Source organism: Monashia sp. HAY1-5C, assembly GCF_056755255.1.
Window position 1 is genome coordinate 1 of the sequence record NZ_JBPGXG010000128.1, and the last position, 13,008, is coordinate 13,008.

At 70.4% G+C, this 13,008-nt stretch carries 18 protein-coding genes; 16 read left to right on the plus strand and 2 right to left on the minus strand.

The window, feature by feature from the left end:
• The 8 genes from ACR9ZK_RS17055 to ACR9ZK_RS17090 form a co-directional block, all read left to right on the plus strand.
• A partial coding sequence (locus ACR9ZK_RS17055) for an uS5 family small ribosomal subunit protein (protein ID WP_481343145.1) occupies window positions 1-299 on the plus strand: 299 nt, incomplete at its 5' end.
• Complete coding sequence (rpmD, locus tag ACR9ZK_RS17060) at window positions 299-481, plus strand: 50S ribosomal protein L30 (protein ID WP_034715233.1); 183 nt, start codon at window positions 299-301, stop codon at window positions 479-481. The genes ACR9ZK_RS17055 and rpmD, both read left to right, overlap by 1 nt.
• Before the next feature lie 2 nt (window positions 482-483).
• Entirely contained in the window at window positions 484-957 is a 474-nt protein-coding gene (rplO, locus tag ACR9ZK_RS17065; RefSeq protein ID WP_481343146.1) for a 50S ribosomal protein L15, read from the plus strand.
• A 189-nt stretch (window positions 958-1,146) separates the two neighbouring features.
• Complete coding sequence (gene secY, locus ACR9ZK_RS17070) at window positions 1,147-2,472, plus strand: preprotein translocase subunit SecY (RefSeq protein WP_481343147.1); 1,326 nt, start codon at window positions 1,147-1,149, stop codon at window positions 2,470-2,472.
• On the plus strand, window positions 2,472-3,050 hold the full coding sequence (locus tag ACR9ZK_RS17075) for an adenylate kinase (RefSeq protein WP_481343148.1): 579 nt from the start codon (window positions 2,472-2,474) through the stop codon (window positions 3,048-3,050). The genes secY and ACR9ZK_RS17075 overlap by 1 nt, the downstream gene beginning before the upstream one ends.
• Before the next feature lie 56 nt (window positions 3,051-3,106).
• Window positions 3,107-3,949 (plus strand): type I methionyl aminopeptidase, encoded by an 843-nt coding sequence (gene map, locus ACR9ZK_RS17080; protein ID WP_481343149.1) that lies wholly within the window; start codon window positions 3,107-3,109, stop codon window positions 3,947-3,949.
• A 100-nt stretch (window positions 3,950-4,049) separates the two neighbouring features.
• On the plus strand, window positions 4,050-5,477 hold the full coding sequence (locus ACR9ZK_RS17085; RefSeq protein WP_481343150.1) for a serine hydrolase domain-containing protein: 1,428 nt from the start codon (window positions 4,050-4,052) through the stop codon (window positions 5,475-5,477).
• Window positions 5,478-5,577: 100 nt separating this feature from the next.
• Window positions 5,578-7,038, plus strand: coding sequence for a DHA2 family efflux MFS transporter permease subunit (locus ACR9ZK_RS17090; RefSeq protein ID WP_481343151.1), 1,461 nt, complete (start codon window positions 5,578-5,580; stop codon window positions 7,036-7,038).
• Window positions 7,039-7,091: 53 nt separating this feature from the next.
• On the opposite strand, the gene ACR9ZK_RS17095 is transcribed toward ACR9ZK_RS17090, so the two are convergent.
• Window positions 7,092-7,805, minus strand: coding sequence for a hypothetical protein (locus tag ACR9ZK_RS17095; RefSeq protein ID WP_481343152.1), 714 nt, complete (start codon window positions 7,803-7,805; stop codon window positions 7,092-7,094).
• Window positions 7,806-7,878: 73 nt separating this feature from the next.
• Complete coding sequence (locus tag ACR9ZK_RS17100; protein WP_481343153.1) at window positions 7,879-8,097, minus strand: hypothetical protein; 219 nt, start codon at window positions 8,095-8,097, stop codon at window positions 7,879-7,881.
• A 179-nt stretch (window positions 8,098-8,276) separates the two neighbouring features.
• Here ACR9ZK_RS17100 and ACR9ZK_RS17105 point away from each other — a divergent pair, with 179 nt between their 5' ends.
• The 8 genes from ACR9ZK_RS17105 to rplQ all read left to right on the plus strand — a co-directional run bounded on the left by ACR9ZK_RS17105 (window position 8,277) and on the right by rplQ (window position 12,902).
• Complete coding sequence (locus ACR9ZK_RS17105) at window positions 8,277-8,630, plus strand: iron chaperone (RefSeq protein WP_481343154.1); 354 nt, start codon at window positions 8,277-8,279, stop codon at window positions 8,628-8,630.
• Between the two features lie 237 nt (window positions 8,631-8,867).
• Window positions 8,868-9,089: a translation initiation factor IF-1 gene (gene infA, locus ACR9ZK_RS17110; protein ID WP_006946284.1), complete on the plus strand. Its 222-nt coding sequence runs from the start codon at window positions 8,868-8,870 to the stop codon at window positions 9,087-9,089.
• A gap of 147 nt (window positions 9,090-9,236) precedes the next feature.
• Window positions 9,237-9,350 (plus strand): 50S ribosomal protein L36, encoded by a 114-nt coding sequence (rpmJ, locus tag ACR9ZK_RS17115; RefSeq protein ID WP_006592630.1) that lies wholly within the window; start codon window positions 9,237-9,239, stop codon window positions 9,348-9,350.
• Window positions 9,351-9,574: 224 nt separating this feature from the next.
• Window positions 9,575-9,949 carry a 30S ribosomal protein S13 gene (rpsM, locus tag ACR9ZK_RS17120; protein ID WP_481343155.1) on the plus strand — a complete coding sequence of 125 codons (375 nt, stop codon included), beginning with the start codon at window positions 9,575-9,577 and terminating at the stop codon, window positions 9,947-9,949.
• 56 nt (window positions 9,950-10,005) lie between these two features.
• Complete coding sequence (gene rpsK, locus ACR9ZK_RS17125) at window positions 10,006-10,401, plus strand: 30S ribosomal protein S11 (protein ID WP_034801606.1); 396 nt, start codon at window positions 10,006-10,008, stop codon at window positions 10,399-10,401.
• A gap of 31 nt (window positions 10,402-10,432) precedes the next feature.
• Complete coding sequence (rpsD, locus tag ACR9ZK_RS17130; protein ID WP_481343156.1) at window positions 10,433-11,041, plus strand: 30S ribosomal protein S4; 609 nt, start codon at window positions 10,433-10,435, stop codon at window positions 11,039-11,041.
• Between the two features lie 154 nt (window positions 11,042-11,195).
• Window positions 11,196-12,224 carry a DNA-directed RNA polymerase subunit alpha gene (locus ACR9ZK_RS17135; RefSeq protein WP_481343157.1) on the plus strand — a complete coding sequence of 343 codons (1,029 nt, stop codon included), beginning with the start codon at window positions 11,196-11,198 and terminating at the stop codon, window positions 12,222-12,224.
• Window positions 12,225-12,305: 81 nt separating this feature from the next.
• Entirely contained in the window at window positions 12,306-12,902 is a 597-nt protein-coding gene (rplQ, locus tag ACR9ZK_RS17140) for a 50S ribosomal protein L17 (RefSeq protein WP_481343158.1), read from the plus strand.
• The last annotated feature ends 106 nt before the right edge of the window (window positions 12,903-13,008 follow it).

Below are 13,008 nucleotides of genomic sequence, written 5' to 3' on the forward strand. Positions count from 1 at the left end.
CCGGTGTCGTCATGCTCCGTCCGGCCGCCCCTGGTACCGGTGTCATCGCCGGTGGCCCGGTGCGTGCGGTCCTGGAGTGCGCCGGCATCCACGACGTCCTGTCCAAGTCGCTGGGCTCGGACAACGCCATCAACATCGTGCACGCGACCGCCCAGGCCCTGCGCGACCTCGAGCGCCCCGAGTCGGTTGCCGCGCGCCGCGGCAAGTCGCTCGAGGAGGTGGCCCCGGCGGCCATGCTCAGGGCGCGTGCCGCGGGCCTGGCCGAGGCCAAGGCCGCGGCCGAGAAGGCTGGTGCGTGATGGCTCGTCTCAAGGTGACCCAGACCCGTTCCGAGATCGGTGGCAAGCAGAACCAGCGCGAGACGCTGCGCAGCCTCGGTCTGAAGCGCATTGGCGACGTCGTCGTCAAGGAGGACCGTCCCGAGATCCGCGGGATGGTCAAGACGGTGACGCACCTCGTGACCGTCGAGGAGGTTGACTGACCATGGCTGAGGCCAAGAAGACCGAGGGCTCGGCCCTCAAGGTCCACCACCTGCGTCCGGCCCCCGGTGCCAAGACCCCCAAGACCCGCGTCGGTCGTGGTGAGGGCTCCAAGGGCAAGACCGCCGGTCGCGGCACCAAGGGTACGAAGGCCCGTTACCAGGTCTCGGAGCGCTTCGAGGGTGGCTCGATGCCCCTGCACATGCGCCTTCCCAAGCTCCGTGGCTTCAAGAACCCGTTCCGCACCGAGTACCAGGTCGTGAACCTGGACCGCCTGCAGACCCTCTTCCCGGAGGGTGGCCAGGTCTCGGTCGCCGACCTCGTGGCCAAGGGCGCCGTCCGCGACGGCTTCCCGGTCAAGGTGCTCGGCACGGGTGAGATCTCCGTCAAGGTCGAGGTCGAGGCGCACAAGTTCTCGGCCTCCGCCAAGGAGAAGATCGAGGCCGCCGGCGGTTCGGTCACGTCCATCGCGGACTGACCACCGCTCGACGGATCCGATCCGGACCACCTCACACCTCGTGTGAGCAGCGCCCCGGGCGTCCGCACCGCGGGTCGACGTGACGTCGGCCATGGCGGAGCGGTGCCCGGGGCGCTGCCTCTTTGCGTTAACCTTCCACGGATTGCATGACTCAGGCCGCGCCACCGCGCGGCACCCCAGGAGGACCCTGTGCTCGCCGCCTTCGTCCGCGCGTTCCGCACCCCGGACCTGCGCAAGAAGCTGCTCTTCACGCTCGGCATCATCGTGCTGTTCCGTCTCGGCTCCCACGTGCCGACGCCGGGCATCAGCTACGGCCTGGTGCAGCAGTGCCTCCAGGCCGGCAAGGCCGCCGGCGGCAGTGACCAGAGCGGGTTCCTCAACCTGGCCAACCTCTTCTCCGGTGGCGCGCTGCTGCAGCTGTCGGTGTTCGCGCTCGGGATCATGCCCTACATCACCGCGAGCATCATCATCCAGCTGCTCACGGTCGTCATCCCGCGCTTCGAGGCGCTCAAGGAGGAGGGCCAGTCGGGGCAGACCAAGCTGACGCAGTACACGCGCTACCTGACGATCGGCCTGGCGATCCTCCAGTCGGCCACGCTCGTCACCTTCGCCCGGAACCCCTCGAGCCTCTTCGGCGGCTCCTGCGACTCCATCATGGTCGACCAGTCGATGGTGACCATCGTCATCATGGTCCTGACGATGACGGCCGGCACCGGCCTCATCATGTGGTTCGGCGAGCTCATCACCGACAAGGGTGTCGGCAACGGCATGTCACTGCTGATCTTCACCTCGATCGCCGCCGGCTTCCCGGGCTCGCTGTGGGCCATCAAGGAGAACAAGGGCTGGGGCACGTTCCTGCTCATCGTCCTGCTCGGCATGTTCGTCATCGCGGCCGTCGTCTTCGTCGAGCAGTCGCAGCGACGCATCCCGGTGCAGTACGCCAAGCGCATGGTCGGGCGCCGCATGTACGGCGGCACGTCGACCTACATCCCGCTCAAGGTCAACATGGCCGGCGTCATCCCGGTCATCTTCGCCAGCTCGCTGCTGGCCCTGCCGGGCCTCGTCGCGCAGTTCAACACCCGCGCCGACGGCAACAACCCGGACTGGGTGCTGTGGGTGCAGAGCAACCTCGTGCGCGGTGACCACCCGATCTACATGGCGATCTACGTGGCGCTCATCCTCTTCTTCACGTTCTTCTACGTGTCGATCACCTTCAACCCGACCGAGGTCGCCGAGAACATGAAGAAGTACGGCGGCTTCATCCCGGGTATCCGTGCCGGGCGACCCACGGCCGAGTACCTCAACTACGTCCTGACCCGAATCACCGTGCCGGGTGCCATCTACCTCGCGCTCATCTCGCTCATCCCGCTCGTGGCACTCGTGCTCGTCGGGGCCAACCAGAACTTCCCGTTCGGTGGCACCTCGATCCTCATCGTCGTCGGTGTGGGCCTCGAGACGGTCAAGCAGATCGAGGCGCAGCTCCAGCAGCGTCACTACGAAGGGTTCCTCCGCTGATGCCAGCCCCCACGCGACTGATCATCCTCGGCCCGCCCGGCGCCGGGAAGGGCACCCAGGCCGCCCGCATCGCCGCGCGCCTGTCGATCCCGGCGATCTCGACCGGCGACATCTTCCGCTCGAACATCAAGAACGAGACCGAGCTCGGTCTCAAGGTCAAGGACATCCTCGCCTCGGGCGGCTACGTGCCCGACGAGGTGACCAATGAGATCGTCGAGGACCGGCTGTCCTGGGACGACGCGGTCGGCGGGTTCCTCCTCGACGGCTACCCGCGGACCGCGGGGCAGGTCGAGGCCCTCGACGCCATGCTCGCCAAGCACGACCACGCGCTCGACGCCGTCATCGAGCTCGTCGTCGACGAGGACGCCGTCGTGGAGCGACTCCTCAAGCGCGCCGAGATCGAGGGCCGCGCCGACGACAGCGAGGAGGTCATCCGCGAGCGCCAGGCGATCTACCGCAAGGAGACCGCGCCCCTCGCCGAGCACTACCAGCTCGCCGGCCTGCTCGTGCAGGTCGACGGCATGGGTGAGGTCGACGAGGTCACCGACCGCGTCATCGCCGCCCTGCCTCGGCACTGAGCCTCCACGCCACCGCGCCACCACCGCCAACGCCCCGAAGGACGACGAGCAGACCCGTGTTCGGACGCCACCGACTGACCGGCCGCACCGACGAGCAGCTGCGCCTCATGCGTGAGGCGGGGCTGCTCGTCGGGCGCACCCTCGAGCTGCTCCGGGGCGAGGTGCGCGAGGGCGTCACGACGCAGCAGCTCGACGCCCTCGCCGAGGACTTCATCCGCAGCCAGGGTGGGGTCCCGAACTTCCAGCTCGTCCCCGGCTACCGGCACACGCTGTGCACGAGCGTCAACGAGGAGGTCGTCCACGGCATCCCGGGCGACCGCGTCCTGCGCGCGGGCGACGTGCTGTCGGTCGACTGCGGCGCCGAGGTCAAGGGCTGGAACGGCGACGCCGCCTTCACGACCGTCGTCGGTGGCCCCGAGGCCGCGCGTCCGGAGGACCTGCACCTCATCGCCGCCACCGAGGCGAGCCTCTACGCCGGCATCGCCGCGATGCGCGTCGGGGGCCGCCTCTACGCGGTCGGCGACGCCGTCGAGGCCAGCATCGACGCGGCCGCCGAGCGCGACGGCCACGCGTACGGGGTCGTCGACGAGTACGTCGGCCACGGCATCGGTCCCCAGATGCACATGGACCCGCAGATCCCGAACTACGCCGTGCGGGAGAGCGGGCCCAAGCTCGTCGACGGGTTCACCGGCGCGATCGAGCCGATGGTGACCCTCGGCGCGAGCGACACCCGCGTGCTCGACGACGACTGGACGGTCGTCACCACCGACGGCTCGCGCGCGGCGCACTGGGAGCACTCGGTCGCGGTGCGCCAGGAGGGCCTGTGGGTCCTCACCGCAGTCGACGGCGGCAAGGAGCAGCTCGAGCGGCTCGGCGCCCCCTTCGCACCGCTCGACTGAGCCCGACTGAGCCCGGCTAAGGACCGACTGGGCCCGGACTCAGCCGGACTCTGCCCCGCGTCGCCCCCCGGTCGGTCCCGCCACCGCGTACCGTGCGGAGGTGACCCTTCCGCGCAGCACCCCCAACGCCCAGGACGTCGACGCGTCCGGCCTCCTCGCGTTCGTCGACGCCGTCGAGGCGGGTCGCCTCGGCCTCCACAGCCTCATGGTGGCCCGGCACGGCCACGTCGTGGCCGAGGGCTGGTGGCGGCCGTACTCCGCCGAGCGCCTGCACCTCGGCTACTCGCTGTCGAAGACCCTGACCGCCACGGCCGTCGCCTTCCTCGTCCAGGAGGGGCGCCTGTCCCTCGACGACCGCATCCTCGACCACTTCCCCGAGTACGACCCGGCCACGGTGCCGCAGGGGTGGCACGACGTCCGGGTCAGGCACTGTCTGTCGATGACGGTCGGGCACGAGGAGGACGCGTGGGCGCACGTCTTCGACCGCCTGAGCGGCACGGCGCCGGCGGCCCGCGACGACTGGGTGCCGCGCGTCTTCGCGACGGCCCCGACCCGCGAACCCGGGACGCACTTCGCCTACAACCAGGTGGCGACCTACCTGCTGTCGGTCATCGTCGGGCGCCTCACCGGCGTCGGCCTCGCCGAGGCCCTCCGGCTGCGGCTGCTGGTCCCGTTGGGCCTTCCCGACGTGCCCTGGCACCGTGACCCGCTCGGTCGAGAGCTCGGGTTCACCGGTGCGCACCTGACCACGGAGGGCATCGCCTCGGTCGCCCAGCTCTACCTCGACCAGGGGCGCTGGCAGGGCCGGCAGCTGCTCTCCGAGGCGTGGGTCCGGGAGGCGACGCGGGGTTTCGGTCCGGTGGACGAGGATCCCGCCACCGAGCCGGACTGGGCGTGCGGCTACGGCTACTCGTTCTGGATGCAGCGTCACGGCTTCCGCGGCGACGGCGCCTTCGGCCAGTTCCTCGTCGTCCTGCCCGAGCACGACACCGTCGTCGCGGTCACGTCCGAGCAGGCCCGGATGCAGTCGACGCTCGACGCGCTCTGGGAGCACGTCGTCCCGGCCCTCGGTCGCGTCGGCTCGCGCACGGCCGACGAGGAGCTCACCCGTCGTCTCGCGGGCCTCGAGATCCCGGCGATGGCGGGGGAGGCGCTCGGCCCCGAGTACGCCGAGTTCCTCCGTTCGGACGCCTCGGACCTCGCGACCGACTACACCGCCGTGTCGGTGACGCGCTCCGAGGAGGGGCACGTGCTCGGCCTGCAGCGGCGCGACACCTGGCTCAGGGTCCCGGTCACCTCCGGCGGGTGGCACGAGTCCGAGCTGGTCGGCGCGGGGGCGGTGCTGCCCGTCGTCGCGAGCGGGGGCTGGGTCGAGGAGGACACCTTCCGGGCCGAGGTCATCGTCATCGAGACGCCGCACCGCTTCCGCGTCGAGGCACGGCTGCGCGGTGGCGACGCCGACCTCACGTGGCGGATGGTCCCGCTGACCGGCCACGACCCCCTCTGGCTCGCGACGCGCTGGTCCTGACCCCCCGCCGACGCCCCTGACCCTGTCGACGGGAAAAGGGCGGTGCGCTGTCGGTGGGGTGGCGCAGAATCGGTACCAGGACGCATCGAGAGGGCGGGACATGGCCGGTGACGAGCAGGCAGCCGAGCGAACGGTGGCACGGGAGGCCGGCCGGTCCGCCGACGCCGGCGGTGCGTCCCGCCGGGCCGCGACGGCCGGGACGGGGCGCGTCCCGGGCGGCGTGCCCGAGGGGCACAACCCGTGGCCGGCCCTGTGGGCCATGGTCATCGGCTTCTTCATGATCCTCGTCGACTCGACGATCGTGTCCGTCGCGACGCCGGCGATCATGCGCGGGCTCGGCTCCGACGTCAACGGCGTCATCTGGGTCACCAGCGCCTACCTGCTGGCCTACGCCACGCCGCTGCTCATCACCGGCCGCCTCGGCGACCGCTACGGCCCGAAGAACCTCTACCTCGTGGGGCTGACGGTCTTCACGGTCGCCTCGCTGTGGTGCGGCCTGACGACGACGATCACGGGGCTCGTCGTGGCCCGCGTCGTCCAGGGCCTCGGCGCCTCGATGCTGACGCCGCAGACCATGGCCGTCATCACGCGCACCTTCCCGGCGGCCTCTCGCGGCCAGGCGATGGCGCTCTGGGGTGCCACGGCCGGCGTCGCGATCCTCGTCGGCCCCATCGTCGGCGGCCTGCTCGTCGACGGGCCGGGCTGGGAGTGGATCTTCTTCATCAACGTGCCCGTCGGCATCGTCGGGCTGGTCCTGTCGGCCCGGCTCGTCCCGCACCTCGAGACCCACAGCCACAGCTTCGACTGGCTCGGCGTGGCCCTGTCGGCCGTCGGCATGTTCCTGCTCGTCTTCGGGGTGCAGGAGGGGGAGAGCTACGACTGGGGCACCATCAGCGGCTGGGTCTCGGTACCCCTGCTCATCGCCGTCGGCATCGTCGTGCTCGCGCTCTTCGTGCTGTGGCAGGCGCGCAACCGCCGCGAGCCGCTCCTGCCGCTGGCGCTGTTCCGCGACCGCAACTTCTCGCTGGCCAACGTCGCCATCACGACCATCGGGTTCTCGATCACCGCGATGGGTTTCCCGTTCATGCTGTACGCCCAGGTCGTGCGGGGCCTGACCCCCACGCAGTCGGCCCTGCTCCTCGTGCCGATGGCCGTCATCTCCGGTGGGCTCGCGCCCGTCGCGGGCCGGATGGCCGACCGCCTGCACCCCCGGGGTATCACGGCGGTCGGCATCGCGCTGACCTCGGCCTCGCTGCTCTGGGTGGCCCTCGTCATGCGGCCGGAGACGCAGACGTGGCAGCTGCTCCTGCCGATGGCGCTCATGGGGCTGGGCAACGCGTTCATGTGGGGCCCGCTCGGCGCGACGGCCACCCGCAACCTGCCCCTGCGCTCGGCCGGCGCCGGCGGAATGCAGCAGACGTTCGGGCGCTCGCTGCCACTGCAGGTGCGCACCGGGTTCTCGGACGCCATGAGCGAGGCCATGCTCCTGCCCGGGCTCGCCCTCGTCATCGGTGTCGTCGCCGTCCTGTTCTTCTCGCGGCCGCAGAGCCACCACGCCTGAGCCCGGCGCGTCGTCCGAGCCGTCGGGGTCCGGGCGGCCGAACCGGACGGACGTCAGCGGCCCAGGCGCCCGGCCCGTCCGCCGACGTGCACGACGAGACGCTCGGCGACGACCCGGGCGTTGGTCTGCAGAACCTCCAGGGGCACCCGCGGCAGGTTCTCCTCCCAGTCGACGAGCGGCGAGCCACGGAGCTGGAGCATCCGCGCGGGACGGCCGAGGAAGAACAGGTGCAGGTGCGCGCCGCCGTCGCCGTACCTGGCCAGTTGACCGCGGCCGACGCTCGGCACGTGCTCGACGGCGTCGGAGACGGCCACGACGAGCTGGCCCATCTCCGCCGCGAGGTCGCCGGGCAGCGACGGCAGGTCGTGGTGCTCGACCGGGGCGAGGACGAGCATGACCGGCAGGCCGGTGTCGGTCGACAGGGTGAGGCGCCACCGAGGGTTGCTCCACACCAGCCGTTCGTCGGCGTCCGGGGTCTGCGCGTCCGCGTCGGCGCCGGCGCACCAGCAGTCCGCGGCCCGCTCGCCGCGTCGCGGCGGTTCCTCGTCCGAGGGCGGCTGGACCGGCTTGAGCCGCAGGCTGTCGAGCTCGTAGGGATAGATGTCCCAGCCGGGCATCTCCTCGACGGCCACGGGCAGCCGTCCGTCGGGTCCGGCCGCCGCGGCGATCCGCGCGTGGTAGTCCTCGACGCTCTCGGCGGCATCCGGCGGCGCGGTGACCACGTCCGTGCGGTCGGGCGGGGCTGTCGCGTCGGTGCGCTCGCTCATCACGCCAGTATGCCGTCGCGCCGACGCGGCACGCCGGCGACGGCGGACCTGCCCAGCCGGACGGGGGTTCGGGTCAGGACGGCTGGGGCACGGTGCACCCGATCCGCGGGTGGACGCCGACGTAGTTGAGCGGGCCGGCGACGATCGTCACCGCCGCGTTGGCCACGCGGCTGCAGCTCGTCGTGGCGGAGCCGAAGTACCCCCGCTGGAAGGCGGCGATGATGCCGACGAGCAGCCAGACGAGGACGACGAGGGTCAGGATGCGGCTCCCGGAGCCGGTGCGAAGTGCCATGGCGGCGACCTTTCGTGGAGGGACTCGCCGAGCTGAGGCGATCGGGCGGGCGGTGCCGGGCCCCGGGCGGCCGGACCACACCTGGGTCGTACCCGTACCCGAGATGTCAGCATCGAGGGCCGGACCCGTCCTGCCGGAACGCGCCCGCGGCAGGCGTCGAGGCGGCACCATGGGGTTCCGTGGAGCCCGCACGGCCGTTGACCGACTACCTCGTCGGCCTGCCCCTGCCGGAGCAGGCGGCGCTGCGCCACGTCGTCGACGTCGCGCGACGCATCGCCCCCGATGCCGAGGAGGGCACGAGCTACGGCATGCCCGCCCTGCGCCTGGCCGGTCGGCCCCTCGTCGGGTTCACCGTCGCCAAGGGGCACCTGTCCCTGTTCCCGTTCAGCCCAGCGGTCGTGGAGGCCGTCCGCGGCGACCTCGACGGGTTCTCGCTGTCCAAGGGCACGGTCCGCTTCGCCGTGGACCAGCCCCTTCCGGACCCGGTCGTCGAGCGCATCGTGGCCCTGCGGCGGGCCGAGATCGAGGGCTGACCGAGCCCGGCCACCCACCCACCGGGCCCGAGAGGAGGCCGGCGGCGCCCGGCGGCGAGGGCGTGCGGCCGGGCGCCCGTGACGATTTCAGGGAATGGCCCCCGGTGGCGTAGTCTTGTGCGTTGGGTGTCGTGTGCCTCGACATCCAGTACTCGCCTGCGCCCCGTGCGTGGGCACCCGGGCACATCCGAGGTCGGGTCACACCGCGGTCCGACCACCGACAGATTGATGGAGGACATGGCCAAGAAGGACGGTGTCATCGAGATCGAGGGCACGATCGTCGAGGCTCTCCCGAACGCGATGTTCCGGGTCGAGCTCACCAACGGTCACAAGGTGCTCGCTCACATCTCGGGCAAGATGCGTCAGCACTACATCCGGATCCTCCCCGAGGACCGGGTCGTCGTCGAGCTCTCGCCCTATGACCTGACCCGCGGTCGGATCGTCTTCCGCTACCGCTGAGCGCGAGGGCCGGCGCGGCACCCCCGGGTGCCCGATGCTCCGGCACGAGCGTGAGGCACCATCCCGATTCCCCACCAGCGCCTGCTGCGCCACGGGCCCACTGCGGCCCGTGGAGGAGCAGGAGCACGATCTGAAGACAGCAGGCAGATGAAGGTTCAGCCGAGCGTCAAGAAGATCTGTGACAAGTGCAAGGTGATCCGCCGCAACGGGCGGGTCATGGTGATCTGCGAGAACCTGCGCCACAAGCAGCGCCAGGGCTGAGCAGAGCCACCACCCTCGCCGTCGACAGACCTTTCGACAGCACGCGACACACGTGAACGACAGCAGCACCCGGCCCCTGATGACCGACCGTCGAGTCGGCGCAGGACGTCACCCCCGGCACGGAGGCCGGGGACCGGCGGTCGCCCTTCTGCGAGGCGACCGAGCACCGGACCGGTGACTGCTCCCAGACCTCCGCGAACACAGAAACCAGGAGAACCCCCAACATGGCTCGTCTTGTTGGAGTCGACCTTCCGCGCGAGAAGCGCGTCGAGGTCGCGTTGACCTACATCTTCGGTGTGGGTCGCACCCGTTCCAAGGAGGCGCTGGTTGCCACCGGCGTCGACCCCAACACCCGCGTCAAGGACCTCGGTGAGGCCGAGCTCGTGGCGCTTCGTGACTTCCTCGAGGGCAACTACCGCCTCGAGGGTGACCTTCGCCGTGAGGTCCAGGCCGACATCCGTCGCAAGGTCGAGATCGGCTCCTACGAGGGTCTTCGTCACCGTCGCGGCCTGCCGGTGCGCGGTCAGCGCACCAAGACCAACGCGCGCACCCGCAAGGGCCCGAAGCGCACCGTGGCCGGCAAGAAGAAGGCCAAGTGACGCTGACCGCCTCGCCGGTCGCGTCCTCATCGACTCAGTTCTGACGTAGGAGAAACATGCCTCCCAAGGCTCGTGTGACGAAGGTTCGTCGCAAGGAGAAGAAGAACGTCGCCCACGGGCACGCTCACATCAAGAGCACGTTCAACAACACGATCATCTCGATCACGGACCCCACCGGTGCCGTGATCTCGTGGGCCTCTGCCGGCCAGGTCGGCTTCAAGGGCTCGCGCAAGTCCACCCCGTTCGCTGCCCAGATGGCGGCCGAGGCTGCGGCCCGGCGCGCGATGGAGCACGGTATGCGCAAGGTCGACGTCTTCGTCAAGGGCCCGGGCTCGGGCCGCGAGACGGCGATCCGTTCGCTGACCGCCACCGGCCTCGAGGTCGGCGCGATCAGCGACGTCACGCCCACGCCGCACAACGGTGTCCGTCCGCCCAAGCGCCGTCGCGTCTGATCAGGCCTGAGCGAAGGAAGTAGGTAGAACCATGGCTCGTTACACCGGCCCGATCACCAAGAAGTCGCGTCGTCTCAAGATGGACCTCGTCGGCGGCGACAAGAACTTCGAGCTCCGTCCGTTCCCGCCCGGCCAGCACGGCCGTCGCCGGATCCAGGAGAAGGAGTACCTGACCCAGCTGCAGGAGAAGCAGCGTGCTCGCTTCACCTACGGCGTCATGGAGAAGCAGTTCGTCCGGTACTACAAGGAGGCGGCCCGCCGCCCCGGCAAGACCGGTGAGAACCTCCTCCAGATCCTCGAGTCCCGTCTCGACAACGTCGTGTACCGCGCGGGCCTGGCCCGGACGCGTCGTCACGCGCGTCAGCTCGTGACGCACGGCCACTTCGAGGTCAACGGCGTGCGCGTCGACGTGCCCTCGTACCGCGTCGAGCAGTACGACATCATCACGGTCCGCAAGCAGTCGGTGGAGACCTTCCCGTTCGAGCTGGCTCGCCAGACGTTCGGCGAGCGTCCGGTCCCGGCCTGGCTCCAGGTCGTCCCGGGCTCCCTGCAGGTGCTCGTCCACCAGCTGCCGGTCCGCGAGCAGATCGACTCGCAGCTGACCGAGCAGCTCATCGTCGAGCTCTACTCGAAGAACTGACGCACACCGGTGCGTGCCGCGGGTCTCCCCCGGCACGCACCGGACGCGTCCGCGGGGTCGGGTCGCAGACCGAGACGACCGGACCCGCCCGGCTCACGACCGGGCAGTTTCACGAGGCGTCATATGGCGGGCGCCCGTGGGAAGGAACTGAACAGTGCTCATCGCACAGCGTCCCGTGCTCGGCGAGGAAGTCGTCGCGGACAACCGCAGCCGCTTCACCATCGAGCCGCTCGAGCCGGGCTTCGGCTACACGCTCGGCAACTCCCTGCGTCGCACCCTGCTCTCGAGCATCCCCGGTGCGTCGGTGACCTCCATCCGCATCGACGGCGTGCTCCACGAGTTCACGACGGTGCCGGGGGTCAAGGAGGACGTCACCGAGATGATCCTCAACATCAAGGGCCTCGTCGTCTCCTCCGAGCACGACGAGCCGGTCGTCATGTACCTGCGCAAGCAGGGCCCGGGCGTCGTCACCGCCGCTGACATCACGCCGCCGGCGGGGGTCGAGGTGCACAACCCCGACCTGCAGATCGCGACGCTCAACGACAAGGGCAAGCTCGAGATGGAGCTGACTGTCGAGCGCGGCCGTGGCTACGTCTCGGCCCAGCAGAACAAGTCCGGCGACCAGGAGATCGGTCGCATCCCGGTCGACTCCATCTACTCGCCGGTCCTCGCCGTGACGTACAAGGTCGAGGCGACCCGTGTCGAGCAGCGGACCGACTTCGACAAGCTCATCGTCGACGTCGAGACGAAGAACTCGATGACGCCGCGCGACGCGATGGCCTCGGCCGGCAAGACGCTCGTCGAGCTGTTCGGCCTGGCCCGTGAGCTCAACGTCGAGGCCGAGGGCATCGACATGGGCCCGTCGCCGACGGACGCCGCCCTGGCCGCCGACCTGGCGCTGCCGATCGAGGACCTCGACCTCACGGTCCGTTCCTACAACTGCCTCAAGCGCGAGGGCATCCACACCGTGGGTGAGCTCGTGGGCCGCAGCGAGGCCGACCTGCTCGACATCCGCAACTTCGGTGCGAAGTCGATCGACGAGGTCAAGGCCAAGCTCGCCGGCATGGGCCTCGCGCTCAAGGACAGCCCGCCCGGGTTCGACCCGTCGGCCCTCGTCGAGGGCTACGGCGACGACTACGGCGACGACGACGACCAGTCGTTCGTCGAGGACGAGCGTCTCTGATCCACCCCCGCCTCTGACCACTCTGACCGGGTCATCGAGCGCGCGAGCGCAGCCCGTTGCAGTCCTTCTAGGAGATACGAAATGCCCACGCCCACCAAGGGTCCCCGCGTCGGTGGCGGCCCCGCCCACGAGCGGCTGATCCTGGCCAACCTCGCGACGTCGCTCTTCGAGCACGACCGGATCACGACGACCGAGGCCAAGGCCAAGCGCCTGCGCCCGCTCGCCGAGCGTCTCATCACGTTCGCCAAGCGCGGCGACCTGCACGCCCGCCGTCGGGTCCTCACCGTCGTGCGCGACAAGGGTGTCGTCCACCGCCTCTTCGCCGAGATCGCCCCCGACATGGCTCAGCGTGATGGTGGCTACACCCGCATCACGAAGATCGCCGCGCGCAAGGGCGACAACGCTCCCATGGTCGTCATCGAGCTCGTCCGCGAGCCGCTGTCGGCCAAGAAGGCGACGGTCAAGGAGGCCGAGGCGGCCACGAGGCGCGCCGCCAAGCAGCAGGAGTCGAAGGAGGCTGCTGCGGCGACCATGGAGTCGGAGGACACCGACGTGACCGAGGCGAGCGAGGTGGCCGAGGTGACCGAGGCCCCGGCCGCCGAGAGCGCCGAGGCGACCGAGAGCAGCGAGAGCACCGACGAGGCGGCCGCCGACGACGCCGAGGCCAAGCAGGCCTGAGCCCGGGCGCAGCCGGTAGCTCGAACCAGGTGGGCCCCCTCCGTCATGACGGAGGGGGCCCACTCGCGTCGTCTGACACCGGTCACCAGGCGTGTACGACATCGAC

Coding starts and splice junctions, on each gene's coding strand:
- rpmD (WP_034715233.1), top strand. CDS start 299: ATGGCTCGTCTCAAGGTGACCCAGACCCGTTCCGAGATCGGTGGCAAG.
- rplO (WP_481343146.1), top strand. CDS start 484: ATGGCTGAGGCCAAGAAGACCGAGGGCTCGGCCCTCAAGGTCCACCAC.
- ACR9ZK_RS17075 (WP_481343148.1), top strand. CDS start 2,472: ATGCCAGCCCCCACGCGACTGATCATCCTCGGCCCGCCCGGCGCCGGG.
- ACR9ZK_RS17090 (WP_481343151.1), top strand. CDS start 5,578: ATGGCCGGTGACGAGCAGGCAGCCGAGCGAACGGTGGCACGGGAGGCC.
- ACR9ZK_RS17095 (WP_481343152.1), bottom strand. CDS start 7,805: ATGAGCGAGCGCACCGACGCGACAGCCCCGCCCGACCGCACGGACGTG.
- ACR9ZK_RS17100 (WP_481343153.1), bottom strand. CDS start 8,097: ATGGCACTTCGCACCGGCTCCGGGAGCCGCATCCTGACCCTCGTCGTC.
- infA (WP_006946284.1), top strand. CDS start 8,868: ATGGCCAAGAAGGACGGTGTCATCGAGATCGAGGGCACGATCGTCGAG.
- rpmJ (WP_006592630.1), top strand. CDS start 9,237: ATGAAGGTTCAGCCGAGCGTCAAGAAGATCTGTGACAAGTGCAAGGTG.
- rpsM (WP_481343155.1), top strand. CDS start 9,575: ATGGCTCGTCTTGTTGGAGTCGACCTTCCGCGCGAGAAGCGCGTCGAG.
- rpsK (WP_034801606.1), top strand. CDS start 10,006: ATGCCTCCCAAGGCTCGTGTGACGAAGGTTCGTCGCAAGGAGAAGAAG.
- rpsD (WP_481343156.1), top strand. CDS start 10,433: ATGGCTCGTTACACCGGCCCGATCACCAAGAAGTCGCGTCGTCTCAAG.
- rplQ (WP_481343158.1), top strand. CDS start 12,306: ATGCCCACGCCCACCAAGGGTCCCCGCGTCGGTGGCGGCCCCGCCCAC.